13 protein-coding genes and 3 pseudogenes are annotated in these 15,659 nt (G+C 38.9%); 7 read left to right on the plus strand and 9 right to left on the minus strand.

What is annotated here, in order from left to right; genetic code table 11:
* A pseudogene (locus AB5062_RS14785) lies at nt 1–434 on the plus strand (hypothetical protein); the annotation flags it as partial.
* 137 nt (nt 435–571) lie between these two features.
* Here the strand turns inward: AB5062_RS14785 and AB5062_RS14790 are convergent.
* The 6 genes and pseudogenes from AB5062_RS14790 to AB5062_RS14815 form a co-directional block, all read right to left on the minus strand.
* The gene (locus AB5062_RS14790; RefSeq protein ID WP_044655277.1) at nt 572–976 is read right to left on the minus strand and encodes a hypothetical protein; all 405 of its coding nucleotides are present in this window, start codon (nt 974–976) and stop codon (nt 572–574) included.
* 35 nt (nt 977–1,011) lie between these two features.
* Nucleotides 1,012–1,950 carry a relaxase/mobilization nuclease domain-containing protein gene (locus AB5062_RS14795; protein WP_057280809.1) on the minus strand — a complete coding sequence of 313 codons (939 nt, stop codon included), beginning with the start codon at nt 1,948–1,950 and terminating at the stop codon, nt 1,012–1,014.
* A complete protein-coding gene (locus AB5062_RS14800; RefSeq protein WP_057280808.1) occupies nt 1,940–2,248 on the minus strand; it encodes a MobC family plasmid mobilization relaxosome protein in 309 nt (102 codons plus the stop codon). Before AB5062_RS14800 ends, AB5062_RS14795 begins: the two co-directional genes overlap by 11 nt.
* Before the next feature lie 139 nt (nt 2,249–2,387).
* Nucleotides 2,388–3,461: a DUF6371 domain-containing protein gene (locus tag AB5062_RS14805; protein WP_057280814.1), complete on the minus strand. Its 1,074-nt coding sequence runs from the start codon at nt 3,459–3,461 to the stop codon at nt 2,388–2,390.
* 83 nt (nt 3,462–3,544) lie between these two features.
* Nucleotides 3,545–4,912 (minus strand): annotated as a pseudogene (locus AB5062_RS14810) (DUF3987 domain-containing protein).
* A gap of 11 nt (nt 4,913–4,923) precedes the next feature.
* A complete protein-coding gene (locus AB5062_RS14815; protein ID WP_057280807.1) occupies nt 4,924–5,292 on the minus strand; it encodes a helix-turn-helix domain-containing protein in 369 nt (122 codons plus the stop codon).
* A gap of 251 nt (nt 5,293–5,543) precedes the next feature.
* Between AB5062_RS14815 and AB5062_RS14820 the strand changes: the two genes are divergently transcribed.
* Nucleotides 5,544–7,316 carry a hypothetical protein gene (locus AB5062_RS14820; RefSeq protein ID WP_057280806.1) on the plus strand — a complete coding sequence of 591 codons (1,773 nt, stop codon included), beginning with the start codon at nt 5,544–5,546 and terminating at the stop codon, nt 7,314–7,316.
* 19 nt (nt 7,317–7,335) lie between these two features.
* On the opposite strand, the gene AB5062_RS14825 is transcribed toward AB5062_RS14820, so the two are convergent.
* Nucleotides 7,336–8,112, minus strand: a complete 777-nt coding sequence (locus AB5062_RS14825) for a hypothetical protein (protein WP_057280805.1) — start codon at nt 8,110–8,112, stop codon at nt 7,336–7,338.
* A gap of 282 nt (nt 8,113–8,394) precedes the next feature.
* On the opposite strand from AB5062_RS14825, the gene AB5062_RS14830 reads away from it, so the two are divergent.
* The gene (locus tag AB5062_RS14830; protein WP_032952913.1) at nt 8,395–9,693 is read left to right on the plus strand and encodes a hypothetical protein; all 1,299 of its coding nucleotides are present in this window, start codon (nt 8,395–8,397) and stop codon (nt 9,691–9,693) included.
* 140 nt (nt 9,694–9,833) lie between these two features.
* Nucleotides 9,834–10,877: a reverse transcriptase family protein gene (locus tag AB5062_RS14835; RefSeq protein ID WP_172685081.1), complete on the plus strand. Its 1,044-nt coding sequence runs from the start codon at nt 9,834–9,836 to the stop codon at nt 10,875–10,877.
* Between the two features lie 108 nt (nt 10,878–10,985).
* Here AB5062_RS14835 and AB5062_RS14840 read toward each other — a convergent pair whose 3' ends face one another.
* Nucleotides 10,986–12,092, minus strand: coding sequence for a site-specific integrase (locus AB5062_RS14840; RefSeq protein ID WP_032952915.1), 1,107 nt, complete (start codon nt 12,090–12,092; stop codon nt 10,986–10,988).
* A 92-nt stretch (nt 12,093–12,184) separates the two neighbouring features.
* Entirely contained in the window at nt 12,185–13,081 is an 897-nt protein-coding gene (locus AB5062_RS14845) for a helix-turn-helix domain-containing protein (protein ID WP_032952926.1), read from the minus strand.
* A 244-nt stretch (nt 13,082–13,325) separates the two neighbouring features.
* On the opposite strand from AB5062_RS14845, the pseudogene AB5062_RS14850 reads away from it, so the two are divergent.
* From AB5062_RS14850 to AB5062_RS14860, 3 genes and pseudogenes are all read left to right on the plus strand, one after another.
* Nucleotides 13,326–14,267 (plus strand): annotated as a pseudogene (locus tag AB5062_RS14850) (ATP/GTP-binding protein); the annotation flags it as partial.
* 47 nt (nt 14,268–14,314) lie between these two features.
* On the plus strand, nt 14,315–14,734 hold the full coding sequence (locus tag AB5062_RS14855) for a hypothetical protein (RefSeq protein ID WP_032952916.1): 420 nt from the start codon (nt 14,315–14,317) through the stop codon (nt 14,732–14,734).
* Nucleotides 14,727–15,632: a hypothetical protein gene (locus AB5062_RS14860; RefSeq protein WP_032952917.1), complete on the plus strand. Its 906-nt coding sequence runs from the start codon at nt 14,727–14,729 to the stop codon at nt 15,630–15,632. Before AB5062_RS14855 ends, AB5062_RS14860 begins: the two co-directional genes overlap by 8 nt.
* Nucleotides 15,633–15,659 lie beyond the last annotated feature (27 nt).

Here is a 15,659-nt window from a genome sequence, read left to right on the forward strand (position 1 = left end):
CAAAGGTCATTATACTTATCCTATGGTGGCGCAATTTTCAACTGGAATATTGGCGCACTTTTCAATTAGTATCTACACCTAGTAGCAACAAATGGATTAATTCAACCCATATTCCTTTAACAACTAAAGAAAATAAGATTAGAAATGCAAAAGATGAGATTATTGCAGATATACAGAAATTAGAAGAAGAATTACCTGAAAATTGTCAACAAAATAAAGACTATATATTTCCATTTGACGATGCTTTTATAAAAACAGATTGCGGAAATATCAAGATTAAAGAAATCAAGTTTGAATACGAGAATCATACAGAAATGAAACAATTTAAAATTGATGCACAAAACATAACCAAGGCAATACTTAAAAATACGATCAGTAAGGAGGTACAGTTAATAGGGAAGACATATATGGACTATAAGTCCCAAATGAAGTAGTTTGTTCTTTACTTTATGTAAAAATTCGGACTGGATAATATCGAATAACAACGATATTTTATCCCTCTATTAACGATAAGTAAAGGTTTACAAAATAAAAGGAGAGGATTTCCCTCTCCTCCATAAAAAAATCAATATTACACCTCCAACTCCTTCAACGGCAACCCATAATTATATTGTCTGAAAAATCCTCTGTGGATAAGTTTCAGACCAAGAGTCTGATAATACTTGTAGTCGTCATCTTCGGTGCAGAGGTATTTGTAACCATAGCGTGGGGCGTACTCCTTGAAGAATCTGGCAAGGTCCTTCAGATTTTCCTGTTGGTTTCGTTTGAAATTGCTGCGTACAATGATAATACTCCAGTCGGGGATGCTGCCAACACCACAACTGTATTCCCAGAAACGGATGTATAAATCCATTTCGCCTACATGGACAGAAACACAAATTCCGTTGGCGTTGTGCATAACGGAACAACAGTTTCTGTAACCGAATCTCTCACACAAATAGAGATTGAAATCGTAAATAAAATCGGAATAGTTCATAATAATTTGAATTTTGATGGTTAATAAAAAATTGATTATAGACTGAAACCTCGCTTGCGTTTCGGTTTCTTTTTCTTCTTTTTAAGCCGGTTGGCCTGTATTGCTTCCTCCGTATCATAATCCGTAGGAGAGGGCGTGAACAACCCCAGACTAACACCGGAATGATTCTCCTGCTGATATTCATGCCGAGGTTCCTCGCGTATGGTTTCTGCCTGTGGCTGACGCTGGTTCATGGTAGCAGAAAGAGCGTTATATCTCAATTCCTGGTCGATGTTCAGGAAACTGAACTGACGATCAATCTTGGAACCGCTAAAGGTCAGTTGGTTGCATGTGAACTTGACACCTTGCATCTCTCCGGTCGTGCGACTTAGCTTCCATTGCGTATCAATTCCATATCTCCGTAAAGCCAGTCGCAGTTCACTCCAGCTTCGGGCATTCGGAACTTTTCGTTTCAAGGCATGATAGATAAAGTACTTTACCTTGTCGTAACGACGCAACCGCATGAAATTGACATGCTCTTTTCCTTCGGCAAAATGCAAACGGTAACGGGCTGTCAGCATCTTGCAGACCTTTTCGTTCCGGTAACGGTCGTTCTTGTCGCTGATGGTGCGGCCGTCATTATCCACCCGGTTGTAAACGATGTGACAATGCGGATGGTCACGGTCGGTATGCCGGGCGATGATGAACTGCGTGTTCTCGATTCCCATCAGCTTCATATAGTCGTGGGCGATCTTCAGCATCAGCCCATCATCGTCACGGATACGGTCTCCGTCTTCTGCGGAGAAGCTCAATGATATATGACCGACCGTGTTCTTGACCTTGTCGTTCAGTAAAGTCTGCAACTCGAATTGCTCCGCTATTTCTTCGGGCGAGCCGTAGACACCAACCGCTTTCAGCAGGCGCGATTTATCTTCTTTCAGCACATAGTTTACGCATCCGGAAAACGACGTGCCCTTTACAATTTTACCTATCATCCTTGAGCTGTTTTATGAGTTGCGAAATCTCTTGGGCGACTGTCCGGCATTCATCGGCCACACGATAAAAACCGTAAGCGTTGGCTCGTTTGGCAAGCTGGTTCAGGTTTGTGCTTTCTCCAATCAGTTTTCGGATGATGTCAAGATTTTCTCTCGTAATCCGTTCGCGCACCGTACCGTGTTCGATGAGTGAACGCACTACTTCGCTTTGACTGCGTTTACTGCGTCGGCTGAGTGCTCTGAGCCAGCCGAACTGCTCGTCTGTAAGACGGATTGTTACTGTATTTTTCTTGTCCATAATATTTGCTTTTGAGATTAATAATTGTGACCATCGGGAGCTGTCTCACCTTCTTTTGAAGTGAGCAAGTGGCCGGGAAATGTAATACATCGGCATAAACTTGCTCCAGTGAAAAAGAAGTGAATCAGACATCTGAAAGTCATCGTTTGAAAAGTCCTTCCCGTGCATGTTGAACCGTTGCTGAAAACGGTGCTTTCTTCACATCGACGAGCTGCAAATCGAAAGTTTCGACCAGCGTTTTTAGGGCCGGATTCAACGTGATAAGACGATTAAGAATAGCTTCCTTTGTCTCTTCTCTCAGCAGAAAATCGGCAATGTCATAACCTGCATCCCGTTCTTCTTTTGTTGCGTTTCTTTCCATAAAATCGAAGAGAGAAACCTCTATTCCCAAGCTTCGGATCATCTCCATTTTACTGTTCCAATAGTCGGTTGCACCCAGATCGGGGAAGAGCAGAATACGTCGGTTTCTTAATACGCTCATGGCATCCCGATTGAACGCTCCGTTCTTTCCGCCCGAAGCAATCCATAGATATTGCGGCAGATAGAAGCTGGAAATCAAAGCGCTTTTCTCACTCTCCACAAGGGCAACCGGACGCTGCTGGTCGGAGGTCAAAAGATGCTCGCCAAACAAACATTGCCGGAGGTTGAAATTCTCTTTTTTCAAAAGGGAATGTACCCACGTGATGTAGTTGTGCGGCTCTTTAATCCGTCTCCCGTTTTCAGGATTGTAGAGCATCACTTTTCCGGTGCGTACCCGTCCGGAGATATCTACCTGCCAGAAGACCGTAGCTCCCGGCCAATGCTTCGATGTTCCCACATGGTAGCGCAACATCAGTTCTTCGGTAGCCTCCTGCCCGAAATGGAAACTCAGGAACTGAAACAGCTTGTTCGTGTGATACAGCTTCAGGGACTGCCTCATGATTTCCGGCTCAATGAAGGATGGTGCAGGAGGCAGACTGATGCGAGGCTTTGACACCGGCACAAACTCTTCGCTCAGTCGTTCCTTGGCCATCGGGTTCTCGTCAAAATACATTTTGGGCGTATAGTTGTAGCCGCACTTCTGTTCATGGTTGCATCGTCCTACATAATCGGGAAAGCTGATTTGCTTTTCCGTATCGATGTATTTGGCGAAACAACTTTTGCGGTGGCAGTTCGGGCATGTGTGCCGGGTGCTGACACCTTTGTATGGTTCTAATGTGAATCTGTAGTTCATTTTTCTTTCTGTTTGGATGTTACTATGCACATTTTCGCAACTTCACAAACCCCTCGGTTGCGAAAATGTGCATAGTAACAAGGTTATTTACTGTACTCTCCATGATTCTCTTTTCTGAATAATGTTCCGATGTGGCGTTTTAGAAACATCTTGAAAGCATGCTCCTTCATCCCGTAACTTTCAGCAATGCCAATACCTTCTGCCGTTGTAAATCTCTGAGGCAGATTCAGGTAGATGTTGCGGTGCAATTCACTCAACTGTTCCTGACTGACGGCAGTCTGCACTTTTACAGCTGTTGTCCGAAAATACTCGGCCAGCAGGATGGCACGGTTCACGCTTTCAAGGTCAATCGTATGCTTATCGCACTCTCCGCAAGTCCATCGGGCAAGCTGGATAATCAGACAAAACCGGATAATGTAGATTTCCAGTTTGCAGTAAATACCTACCAACGCATCGTTGGTTTCCATATCACATTGACGGGCATTTTCATGCTGCCAACCGTAAAGCCGTTACTTGGCGTCTTCATCAAATGGTAGGCATTGGGGCTGCAACTCATTCTTCTCATCGCGCGGACAATCCTGTGCGATGAGCTTGTCGATAATCTGTTGCCACTGGATTTCCAGTTCTTCAGGAGTTTCCCGGTCGTTCCATCTGCTTTTCAAGACAGATTCAGGCATCACGAAAAGAATACGGTCTATGAAACCGTTACTCGAACGCTCGCCCTTGACCAGTTCGCCCAGAATCTTCTTTTGGATGGTACCGATAACGGAGATGTAAGGACGTCTGATAAAAATGGAACTTTGCGTACTCTTGCGGTCGGAAATCGTGGGCTTGGCATTGAACACCGAAAGCCAGAACTGTTCTTCCGAACCATTATTATAGCGGTTGAAATTCTTGAACCAGGCAGACAGCTCGTCCGACCAAAGGCAGAGTCCTCTGGGATTCTGGGCATGTATCAGGCTCAATCCTTCGGGGGTAATATCCGAAACAAGAAAGCGTCTGCGCACGGGAGCTTTTGGAAACTCATCCAAACCGGCTTCCATGCGTTCCTTTTTGCTCATGGACATAGTACGTTCATACTCGGCATACAGTTTCTGATATTCCTGATTCTGACAATAGTCGTGCTCAATAAACGGCTGGAAAGCGAAACTCAACGGATGACTCTTATTAGCTCCGGGGCGACCAATCAATGCCATGTACAGAATGGGACTTTCCAACCAGTTGCGTTTCACCTGCACTAGATGGGAGTTGCCAATCCCCACGGCAATGGCCGCAAGGATAGCCGCAGCAACATAATCCACGGGATAGCCCTGACAATCGTGCAAACTGCTGATGATACGCTGAATCCTGATAGGAAAGACCTCTATCGGGAACTCACCGCCGGACATCCTGGCTCCGATGCGCACAGCCTCGCCGATAATACCTTCTGCTGTTAATTGGGAGGTTTCCATAGCCGTGCAGATCAAAAGTTATAGCCTCCCTTTGGTTTGCGTTTCGCCCCATGTACTATCTCCGCAGCCTGTTCTTGAAGCGACATGGCCTGCATCTGCTTGCGACCGGACTCAATCCATTGCAGCAACTCATCTTCATAGAAGTAGAGCTTCTTACCCCGTTTGTAAGCCGGAATCAGTCCTTTACGCGCAAGCGTGTAAATGGTAGGCTTTGCCTTTCGTGTGATTTTACAGGCTTCGTCAATTTCAACAAGACGATGCTTGTCAGAAGAAGTCTGCGGTTGCAGTGCCGCCACCATTTGACGGATTTGTTCCATCTGTTCTGTGAGATAACCTACCGCCTGCGGCAGCTTATCAAAAGTGATTTGTTCGTTTGCCATACGTACTCGTTTTTAATTGTTCGCTGGCAAAGGAAATTGGTGTTTTGATGGTGGAAAACATCACCGGAATATAACTGTGAGATAACTTTTGATGGTGGTTGAAGGTGAAAATATTTGACTTTATATATCTTTGCATAGTAATATCTTAACATATGTATTTGTCCAATACTTCAGTTAAATATTTCTATGTGTTTAGCAGTTTGTATGTGAATTTAATATGTTTTTATACTAAGATTTCGATATAATAATTTATGACAGATACTCTACTTAATAAGATTTCAAAATCTTCAAACAATACAATTATCACCGACGCCTGGAAAACAGGTCAGACTGGAGAAATCGTAGACATTAAAGGCGATTATGTTTTTCGATTCATTGACTTTATTGATAATGGAGAACTGCGTCATAAACATACGACAGAAGAGAGTAAACTCACTTGTCCTATTGTTGCTACTGGTTTAGTTGGTTTTTGGTTACATCGTAAAGATGATATTGGAATAAAAGACATATTTGAAGCTTATTTCAAATTTAGATTAGAACAATATGTGAGTGCACACAAAAATGATGATGATGCTTGGGAAAGGGATTTACAAAAAGAATTCATATGTCATCATCATATCCCTTCAGAAAAGAATTTGATTAAAGAGTCTAAAGCATTATTTGCATACATTACAGAAAGTGACCAGAAGAAATTAATGAGTGTTTCTTCTAACTATCTTAAGTTTGCACGTGCTAAGCGTAAGGAGCTATATCCTCCTAATCATCCTTCGAATAGAATCATTGAGGATACCTTTCTAGATGCATATCGTATGGGTGGTCCAGCATACGAGTGTATGGAATGGATGCGTATTGAGTACGACATGCCTAATATGGGACCGCATTGGCATAAAAGCGGTAAAACACGGAAGGAACTTCTAACTGGTAAATGGAAAAACCATCATGATAGTTTTATTCCTGAATATGTCGCAGAAGAATATGAGGACTTCAATGATGGAGTACTTATGTATACCGATGGTGGACTTATGGATGAAATTAATGAAAATCTTAAGAATTATTCGACTTATGACGATAGAGTTCGCTACATAATATCGCTACTTCAACCATTCAAGGAATTTGCTGCAGCATTTAATTCAAAAGAACAGACTGATGAAAGAAAACGTGCCATTGAGCGATGCAGAAATGAAATGAAATCATGGGAGAATGTTGCAGATGATGCTGTCAATGAACTTACTGGAGAACCATTAGAGGCATCTAAACAGATTGAAGCATGTAAAAGTTTCATAGATAAATACGAACAGGATATCAAATATTGGAAAACGGTTGAAGATGATTTCTTTTGGCTTGCGCAACATGGTCTTGGAGCTGGCAAATATAGGACTTTTAGATGCGAAGTAAATGACAAAATGTGTAAATGCCTTGGTAGATGGTGGAGTCTGATGATAACTTTTTCACGTCGTTTGGCAGCTGTAATTCTAACCTACGGTATAAAACTAATGGATATACAAGAGCAATGTGGAATATATCTTAATTGGCATTTTATGATTACAGACTACGTAGATCATAAATTTATAACATCAATCGATCATGCAAAAAAACTACTTACTGATATTGAGAATAATAAAAGGAAAGAAATAGGAGAAAAACTATTCAAATCTAATGAAGAATTTGATGCATGGAATTATACCTGTAGTTTGATTAGAAATGCGCAGAAACGAATTGTTCTTGTTGATGGATATATCGATGAACGTATTTTATCGCTCTTAACAAAAAGGGAAGCCAATGTCACTGCAACGATTTATTCTAGATATAATGAAACAATAAAAACAGATATTGAAAAGTATAATAAACAATATTCTCCTATCGAATATATTCAATTCTCGAAAGCGGTTCATGATCGTTTTCTAATTATTGATGATGTTGTTTATCATATGGGAGCAAGTGTGAAAGATATGGGAAAAAGCTTATGTGCAGTGACAAAGATGAATATAACACCCCAAGAAATCATAGATAATGTAACCAAGTAAAATCTATTTTCAAAATTAATTATATAATACTCCCTATTTCACCATTCAACTTAATCCTGCACTCGGATTCGGTATGTGACATTTTACGCTCAATAGTTGAAATTTCCAAGTTACGGAGGGCATGGGCAAAAACATTCTTGATGAATGTGGCTGTGTGAATACGCTTTTTGCCGAACGCTTTACCAATATTCCATCCAAAGTGCATAATATCAATGCTTTTAAGTTGTGAATCCACTTTTACGGGCGATATCTTTTGTAAGGTATCGCCTGAACTATATTCTACAATATATGCACATATACGATTGAGATCTTCTTCACTCATATAGGCAACCATTGTTTGCTTAGTATAATTGAGCACCTTTTCTAATTTGGTTTGAATAGCACGATTATTTTCTGTAATAGCATTGGTGCGCATAACTTCATATTCTGAAAGTTCGGAGATTGTTTCTTCAGTGGTAGAAGCAGGCTCAATGACATCGGGCGTAACCTGATTTGAATCCTCGACAGTTAGGGCTTCCGAAACAGAAACGGTGTAATTGTTATCTCTCATCTTTTGAAAAGCAGAGAAACGAAATAGAAAAGCTTCTATGCGTGGCAGCAGAAACTGATTGAAAGTTGTCTGTAAACTGGCATAGATCGCCATCAAGACAATTACTGTTGCAAAAAATACAACACTACTACTGAAATCATCAATACCTTTGGATAAAACAAACTGCCGAGCTAAAACGCCAACGACAAGAGTACCTACCAATACAAGGGAATAGAGTGCTATATGTTCTATACTTTTCTGACTCATAGTGATATTTGCTAATTGTTTGTGCGCAAATATATGTCATTTCATAGATACCATATTATAAATCCAAGAAAGTGGCAGCATTTGTCCTCGATATGGTATTTATTTCTATGCCACAATAGGATGTAAGTTGTACTTTAGGTAGATTAATATATGTGGAAATATTCAAATTCGAGAAAAAGTAGTACTTTTACAAATGAAACAAGACTTCGTGAATATTTAAGGATTAAGTTGAAATCATTAAGCTGTTTATAAGATAGGTGTAACCATAAAGTTATCAAGTGAATGAGAATACCATCAGAGGATTTGCAGAAAAGAATAGTAGATACTATTAGGTACAGATTTTACGATAGGTTAGACTTGTATGATGTGTACCGATGGCTCGACAACTTTCAAGATGACGAACAGGAAATGGCTGTATCTGTATTGGAAAAGTTGGAGTATTATCGTGAAGAAGATCTGTTGGGAATGTTATTGTCAAAACTTAATACTATCTTTAATGATCTGTGGGGCGAGATTCAAAAATCATTTCGTGTTTTGTTTATGCCACTGGGTAAACCTGGGAAAAGTGGACATGTCATTATGTATTTGGTAAAAAATCTGTTCAAAAATCAAACGCCTAAGAACATAAAAGGTATAATGTATTATAATCACCCCAAGGATATAGACGTTCAATCTTTGACAGATGAAGATGTTATAATATTCCTTGATGACATAATTGGCTCTGGAGATTCATTTGCAACAGACTGTAAACTAACGTTTGAGAAAGAAAAGAACGGAAAGATACTGCAAATAAATAATGAATGGACAATAGGTAATGTTGTAAAAGAAAATGCACCATATAAGATTGTTCTTTTGAGCTGTATCCTAATGGATAAAGGAAAGACTAGGTTAGAACGTGATTTCCCATACGTAAAACTGTATGGAGATGTCAGAGTTCATGCGTTTAGTAAAAATAAATCGCCTTTTGGAGGATATCTTAAGATGAAAAAAATCAGGGAGTTCTGCTATAAATATGGTCAACAGATATGTAGAGGGCGAGAATTAGGCTATTCCAATTCACAAGCTTTGGTTTTGTTCGCCCATGCTGTTCCTAACAATACACTACCAATAATATGGGTTGATAAGTATGAAGACAATGGTGTAAAATATTGGCAGCCTTTGATTGCACGGAATCAGCTGAAAAAACAAAACATGGCTTTTATTCAAAGGATGGACAATAATAGATGGGTTTTTAAATTGTCTCAGTTCTTTAGAGTTGATTTGGATAATCCGGACTGGAAGGGTATTATCCAAGATAAAAATGTAAAATTAACATATCTGTTGAGATGCTTAGAGAGAAAAATGCCAGAAGTGGTTATAGCCAATGAGATGGGATTGACTAATGATGATATGGCTTCTATATTTGAGGAAGGGGAGAAAATTGGCATGTGGGATAAAGACCATAAAGTTACATATGAGGCCCAGAAAGTACTAGCTGAAGCATCTAAGATATTTAGAATTGAGAATAAGGAAAAGGGATTTTTCTATGTGGATGATAGAGACTATATGTATATACCAGAGACTTTCAGGGGGAAGTCATAGAATTTTAGCTTTAAGTAAAGATGTAATACTCTTTACCTGTATGTCCCGGGGGCGTACAGAAATTAAAAAACAATTACACTGATAGTGCTGAACAAAGCTTGTCCAGCACTGTCACTAAAGTGACAATTACGTAAATGACTATGACAGATACTTGGGAGTCTCTTTTTAAAGAATGTGCCGTAGAAAACAACCATACGGAAAAATATTTGAAGGAATGTTTTGAATATGCAGGGAGTTTGCACCAGCGAAATCTCCCTGTGATATTTGATTTTGTTCATCTTGCCATGTATTTTGAATGTTGCGCAGAAACCCTCAAAGGAATGGTTGCCAATGTTGAGAAACATTATACAGAATACAAGATCAGGAAAAAGTCTGGTGGTAATAGATTAATAGAAGCACCTGATTATATGCTGAAAAATATGCAGCGATGGATTTATATAAATATACTTTGTAAAGATTTATCAATAAATGATTGCGTACATGGCTTTATACCTGCATTTAAGAATAGGGACAAAGTACGTGGTATTTTGACAAATGCTATACCTCATGCGGGGCATGACTGGTTGATTAATGTTGATTTGAAAGATTTTTTTCATACAATAAAACTAGATAGTGTGAATAATTATTTTCGTTCTCTAGGATACGAAGAAGAAGTTGTTAAAACATTAACTGCCTTATGTACATATAAATCACGACTACCACAAGGGGCGCCAACGAGTCCAATGTTATCAAATATCATAGCATCGAAAATGGATGAAATGATGTTAGAATATTGTAAAAAACGAGGAATAATTTATACACGTTATGCTGATGATCTAACATTTTCGGCTGATTCTGATGTTAAAGTTCCACCTATTGAAGACATCTATAAAATCGTATATTTGAATGGATTTAAAGTAAATCGGATGAAAACAAAAGTACGTTATAAAGGATGCAAGCAAGAGGTTACAGGTTTGACTGTAACAAATGGAGTACATGTATCGCAAAAGTATAAAAAGGAAATATTACGTGAATTGCATTTTTGTAAGAAGTTTGGAGTATATGAACATTATCAACATTTGAAAACGACAAAGGGATTGTACAAAGACTGGTTAAGGGGAAAGATAATGTTTGTAAGACAGATTGACCCTGCATGCGGAAATAAGATGTTAGAACAGTTTAATGAACTTAATTGGTTGGTATAATTTCGACTTGGCAATCAATAACCGCTTCCATTAATAATATTATTATATACAGGCCATATCCGGCAGATTTACCAGATATGGCCTGTTACAGATAAAAAAATGACTCTATTATTTCAGCGAAATCTTATTCGCCGTCTCGCGTTTCTTAGAATTAACCAAATCAGCATATATCTGTGTCGTGGTGACATTCTTATGCGTCAGCATCTTCGATACCGTGTAAATGTCTGTACCTAAAGAGATTTGGATGACGGCGTATGAATGACGAAAGCAGTGGAAGGTTATGTGTTTTCTGATTCCGGCTTCGGCGATCCACTGTTTCAAGGGATGATGAGTCATGGAGCGGGTTAAGCCTTTAAAGACTTTTCCGGTGCCCCATTCGCCACACAACTCCAGTGCTTCCTGACTGATGGGAAGGGTGGCCTCGGTTTCTGTCTTTTCGGTACAGATACGAATATAGTAGCCTTGATCTGGCCCGACTTCAAAATCACGCCAGTCCAGCTTCAGAATATCACTGATACGGAAACCGGTCATGCAAGCAAACAGGGATGCCTGTTTCAAGACAGGAATCTTGCAGGGCGTAGCTGCCAGTTTCTTGACTTCATCAAGTGTCAGATACTCTTTCTTAACCTCTTTCCATTCTATCTTTTCCAGAAAGTCGTTCAAGTTCTCACGCAGCATCTTCTCTTTATAGGCTATTTTCAATAAGGCACGGAACGTCGAATAATAACCGGCTGCCGAATTGCGTGAGATGTAAGCATTGGGATGATTGATCTGTTTACATTTGAGCAGGTAATCCCTGAACTTCTCGCACAATTCTACGGTGACATCACCAAAGGTGCATTTGCCACCGACAAATTTCTCGAAGTGATTGTAAACGCAATCCCATTTCTCATATTTTTCCCGTGCCTTTGTCCGGAAGTAGGCGAGGAAATCTACCTTTTGCTTGTTCTTGTCAAGGAACCCGAATTCTTCATTGATAAGCGACTGGACACGGATACAGCGGATTGCCTCTGCTTTGTTCAGCATGTCCTGATTGAACATTCTTTGCTGCTCGTTCTTGGGCTTGGCATATATGTAGATACCAAGGAATTCCCGGCGACTCATCTTCATCGTATAAGGATTGCGGATGGCCGGATAATAATCCAGATAAAGAGATATACGGTCGTTACGCAATGGCTTTTGTCTCAAAGTTACGTTGGTGCATGTAAGTGTCATAGCTATATTGTTTTTTGATTAATACTTGTTTTTGTTGCAAATAAAATAGGTGTTCTAATGGTGGTATTTATCACCGGAAAATAACTTTCAGCTTATTCTATCTTTGGAGGCTCAAAAAACTTGTCCAGCTCTGCCCGCAGGATCTTGGTATATTTACCGACCTTGATGCGGGGAATATTATGGTATTTCACATAATGGTAGAGTTGATCCCGTGTCAGATTGAATCGCTCCATCGCTTCGGCAATGGTGTAGTATTTAGGTTCTTTGGGAGCTATAAGGCCTTTGGCAATGTCCACATGTTTCTTGGAGTAGTACACCATGATGCCAACCTTCTTCTTGGGAATGGCATTCTTTGATACAAAAGAATAAATGGCCGTTAGCGTCATGCCGAACTTCTCCTGCATGTCTTGTGTGCTGTACCATTCCTTGATTTCAGGATCGGGAGCTTTCTTTGCAAAGTAATCATCAATATGCTTTTTGCTCCAATAGGTTTTTCCACGGTGAAAGGTTCGTGGAATATTATGTTCCTTAGCGATGTGAAATATCCAGGAATCCTTTACTCCATACTTTTCCTTTACTTCAGCTGTGGTGTAGAAATCTGATATTGGATTTTTCTCTTTGGGCTTATTCTCATTATTGGAAGCAATAATGTAATCAAACATCTTATCAATATCCGAACGCCGTACAAGAGTTTTCCCATCAAATCTGACCGCTTTGATTTCCGCGTTTTTAATATACCGATAAATTGAGGTACGGCCTACACCTAAAAATGCGGCAACTTCAGTAGGAGTTAAGAACTCTTTTTCAGAATTAGGTTTTAATTCTACATCATGTTTCAAGTGGAATTCTTGAATTCGTTTTTTTCTAACTCGATCTTTGTATGCGAGGTTTGCGCACCTGTGTGCACAGTATGCTGTAGTAATCTTGTGGGCGGTAAAAATGGTGCCACACCACTCGCATTTCTTTTGAATTTCAATGTTACTAGCCATTTTAATTATCTTTTTAGTTCGCCAAATCTGTTTCATTGCGTACCACAGCGTTCCAAGGCGTTCCAGGTTGTCCACCATCTGGCAGGCAGTAAACCCGACTTTGGGCTTGTGAGGTACACAGGAGGTACAAAAAATGGCGTAAAAAGGCTTAGCAACGATTATCAACGATACTTGAGCAACAAAAAAGGCGCCCGTAAAGAGCGCCATATTAATCGATTGTAATCAATTTAACTATTTGATAATCAGATACTTACTTTCCGATGCATTAACTGTGTATGAATCCATACGCCCTACAAAACTTTATAGCCGTAGCTATGATCCTTATACAGATTCTTCAGTTATAGAATTTGGAACAAACCTGAAAATGGCAAAGAAAAATCAGGATACCATAGCAGGAAACACAATAAATAACTGCAGTGTGCTTGCTGCTTTTGGAAACTGCAATGTAGGGAAGACCAAGCTAAATGATGTCTATGACTATTTTGCAAAGCAAGTAAAAGATGTTCTTGCTCCTGGAATGCTTTTGTTGGGATATGTGAAACGTCATTTGGATAAGGACAAGGATGGAAATCTGAAGAAATTTATTTTGAACTTTTTAAAGGATTCGGATTTTAATATTGAAGATGTTACTCTTCATGAAGAAGAAGAACTTATAACGCCTGAACTAGAACAACTGATTCAGAAAGCTCCAATTGCTGATGATGCAAAATCAGAAATGTTGAAAAAAGGTAAAATAACAAATACGGAATTGACATTCACTCATAGGACAGGGAATAGTTTATATGAATTATCTGAAGAGTATGAATCAAACGGTACTATGAGATTTTTAGGAATGGGCATAATACTGAATTTCCTTCTGAAAAATAACCAGTTTGTACCCATAGATGAAGTTGAAACAAGCATTCATTATGAATTGCTATCCTATTTTATAAAAGTATTCTTGGCTAATAGCAATCAGACTTCACAAATGCTATTGACTACTCACGACATTAACCTATTAAATGAGGAGTTTATACGACGTGATACAATATGGTTTACGGATAAAGATGAACAGGGAGAAACAAATGTGGTTCGTCTTTCAGCTTTAGGGCTACATAAGAATCTCTCGCCTTATAATGCATATAAACAAGGTAAATTAGTGAAACTGCCATTCTTGGGTAGCCAGTATTTTGATTTAAATGATTGATGCAAAGGAACGAACGGTAACAAAAAGTTTATAGATAGAACATTAAAATGATTAATTTACAATTATCCAATTGGAAGAGCATACTACAGGATATTTATTGTTCTGTAATAGGCTCTATATGGGTTGCTCCTAATGGTATTTGGGATAATCATTTTGCTCACAACAAGGACAAAGATGATTTTCATCCGTCTGTTGTTGGAAGAGTATTTGATGAAAACAAAAAATGCTGGATAATTCCAGGAACGTCCAAAGACTATAATAAGGGCACAAATGTCTTTAGGGTAAAGATCAATCCAAATGATCCCGATTGTCCTTACTCTTACTTCTTGATAAAACTTAGAATGACATATAATTCTAAGGATTTAACTAATTTGCAACGAGGTTGGAATGGAATAGACTCCTTAAGTGACAGCCAAATAGAAGAACTCAAATTACAAATCAAATTTAGCCTAGGAATCAATGTTTAAGGAAGAATATCTATTAGAGTTGCTCTCTGGAAAACTAACATCCAGAGGCTACGCAAACATACTTGGTACGATTACTTCGATGGTGAGGAAATACCAGTGGAAGAAAAGTATCATAGTATCGGATCATAATGACAATGATTGGCAAAGTGATGATATTAAGGAATTGAGTCACCAGTTCTTTGAGTGGATTATATCCAAAAATAAGATTAAGTATTTGTCAAAAGTGCCATTTGAATATTTGTCTTATTATTTTACACAAATGTTCATTTCTTTTGTTTCAAACAGAATTAAGGAAGAACAACAAAAGGTCGGTCTGAGTTTTCAAAAGTGTCAGGAACTTGTTCAAGAAATATGCCAAGAAGACTATGATGAAGAAACTCACGAACATAGTGCTTATGTTAAAAGTTCAATGTCCGATGGTAATAATTGGATAGATAAGTTAGATGATGTCGTTAAGTATCTTGCTCATTATCCAATAAATGAAGATACTAAACATTTTAAGCCAATTGTTAAACTGGCAATAGAAGATATTCTTTTGTCGGCTGATGGTTATGTATCGGTTTCTTCTTTGGCTAAAGCTGTCTTTGAATTATTAGATCAGTCAGTCTTCAAGACAAATATGTCAGAAAATCAAATTGTTTATAATCAACTTGACGATGAGCAAACCAAAGCAATAAAGACAATAATCGAAGACGTAGGTCAAGTAGATTCACGTATATTCTTAGAGTACATATTTCAGAATACAGGTGGTATATCATTATCATCCATCGCTGATAAGTATAACCTTCCGAAAAGCTCTGTCCATCGCAAGATAGAAGATTTTAAGAAAAAATTTTCTCTACTTATGTGCCTAATAATGAAGAGGAAGGTATTTCTTTCTTGCAAAATATTGCTTTAGCTTTGGACAAAATATCAGAAACGGGAG

This window comes from Phocaeicola sp. RTP21359st1_B8_RTP21360_211022, assembly GCF_040911965.1.
Lineage (GTDB): Bacteria > Bacteroidota > Bacteroidia > Bacteroidales > Bacteroidaceae > Phocaeicola > Phocaeicola vulgatus.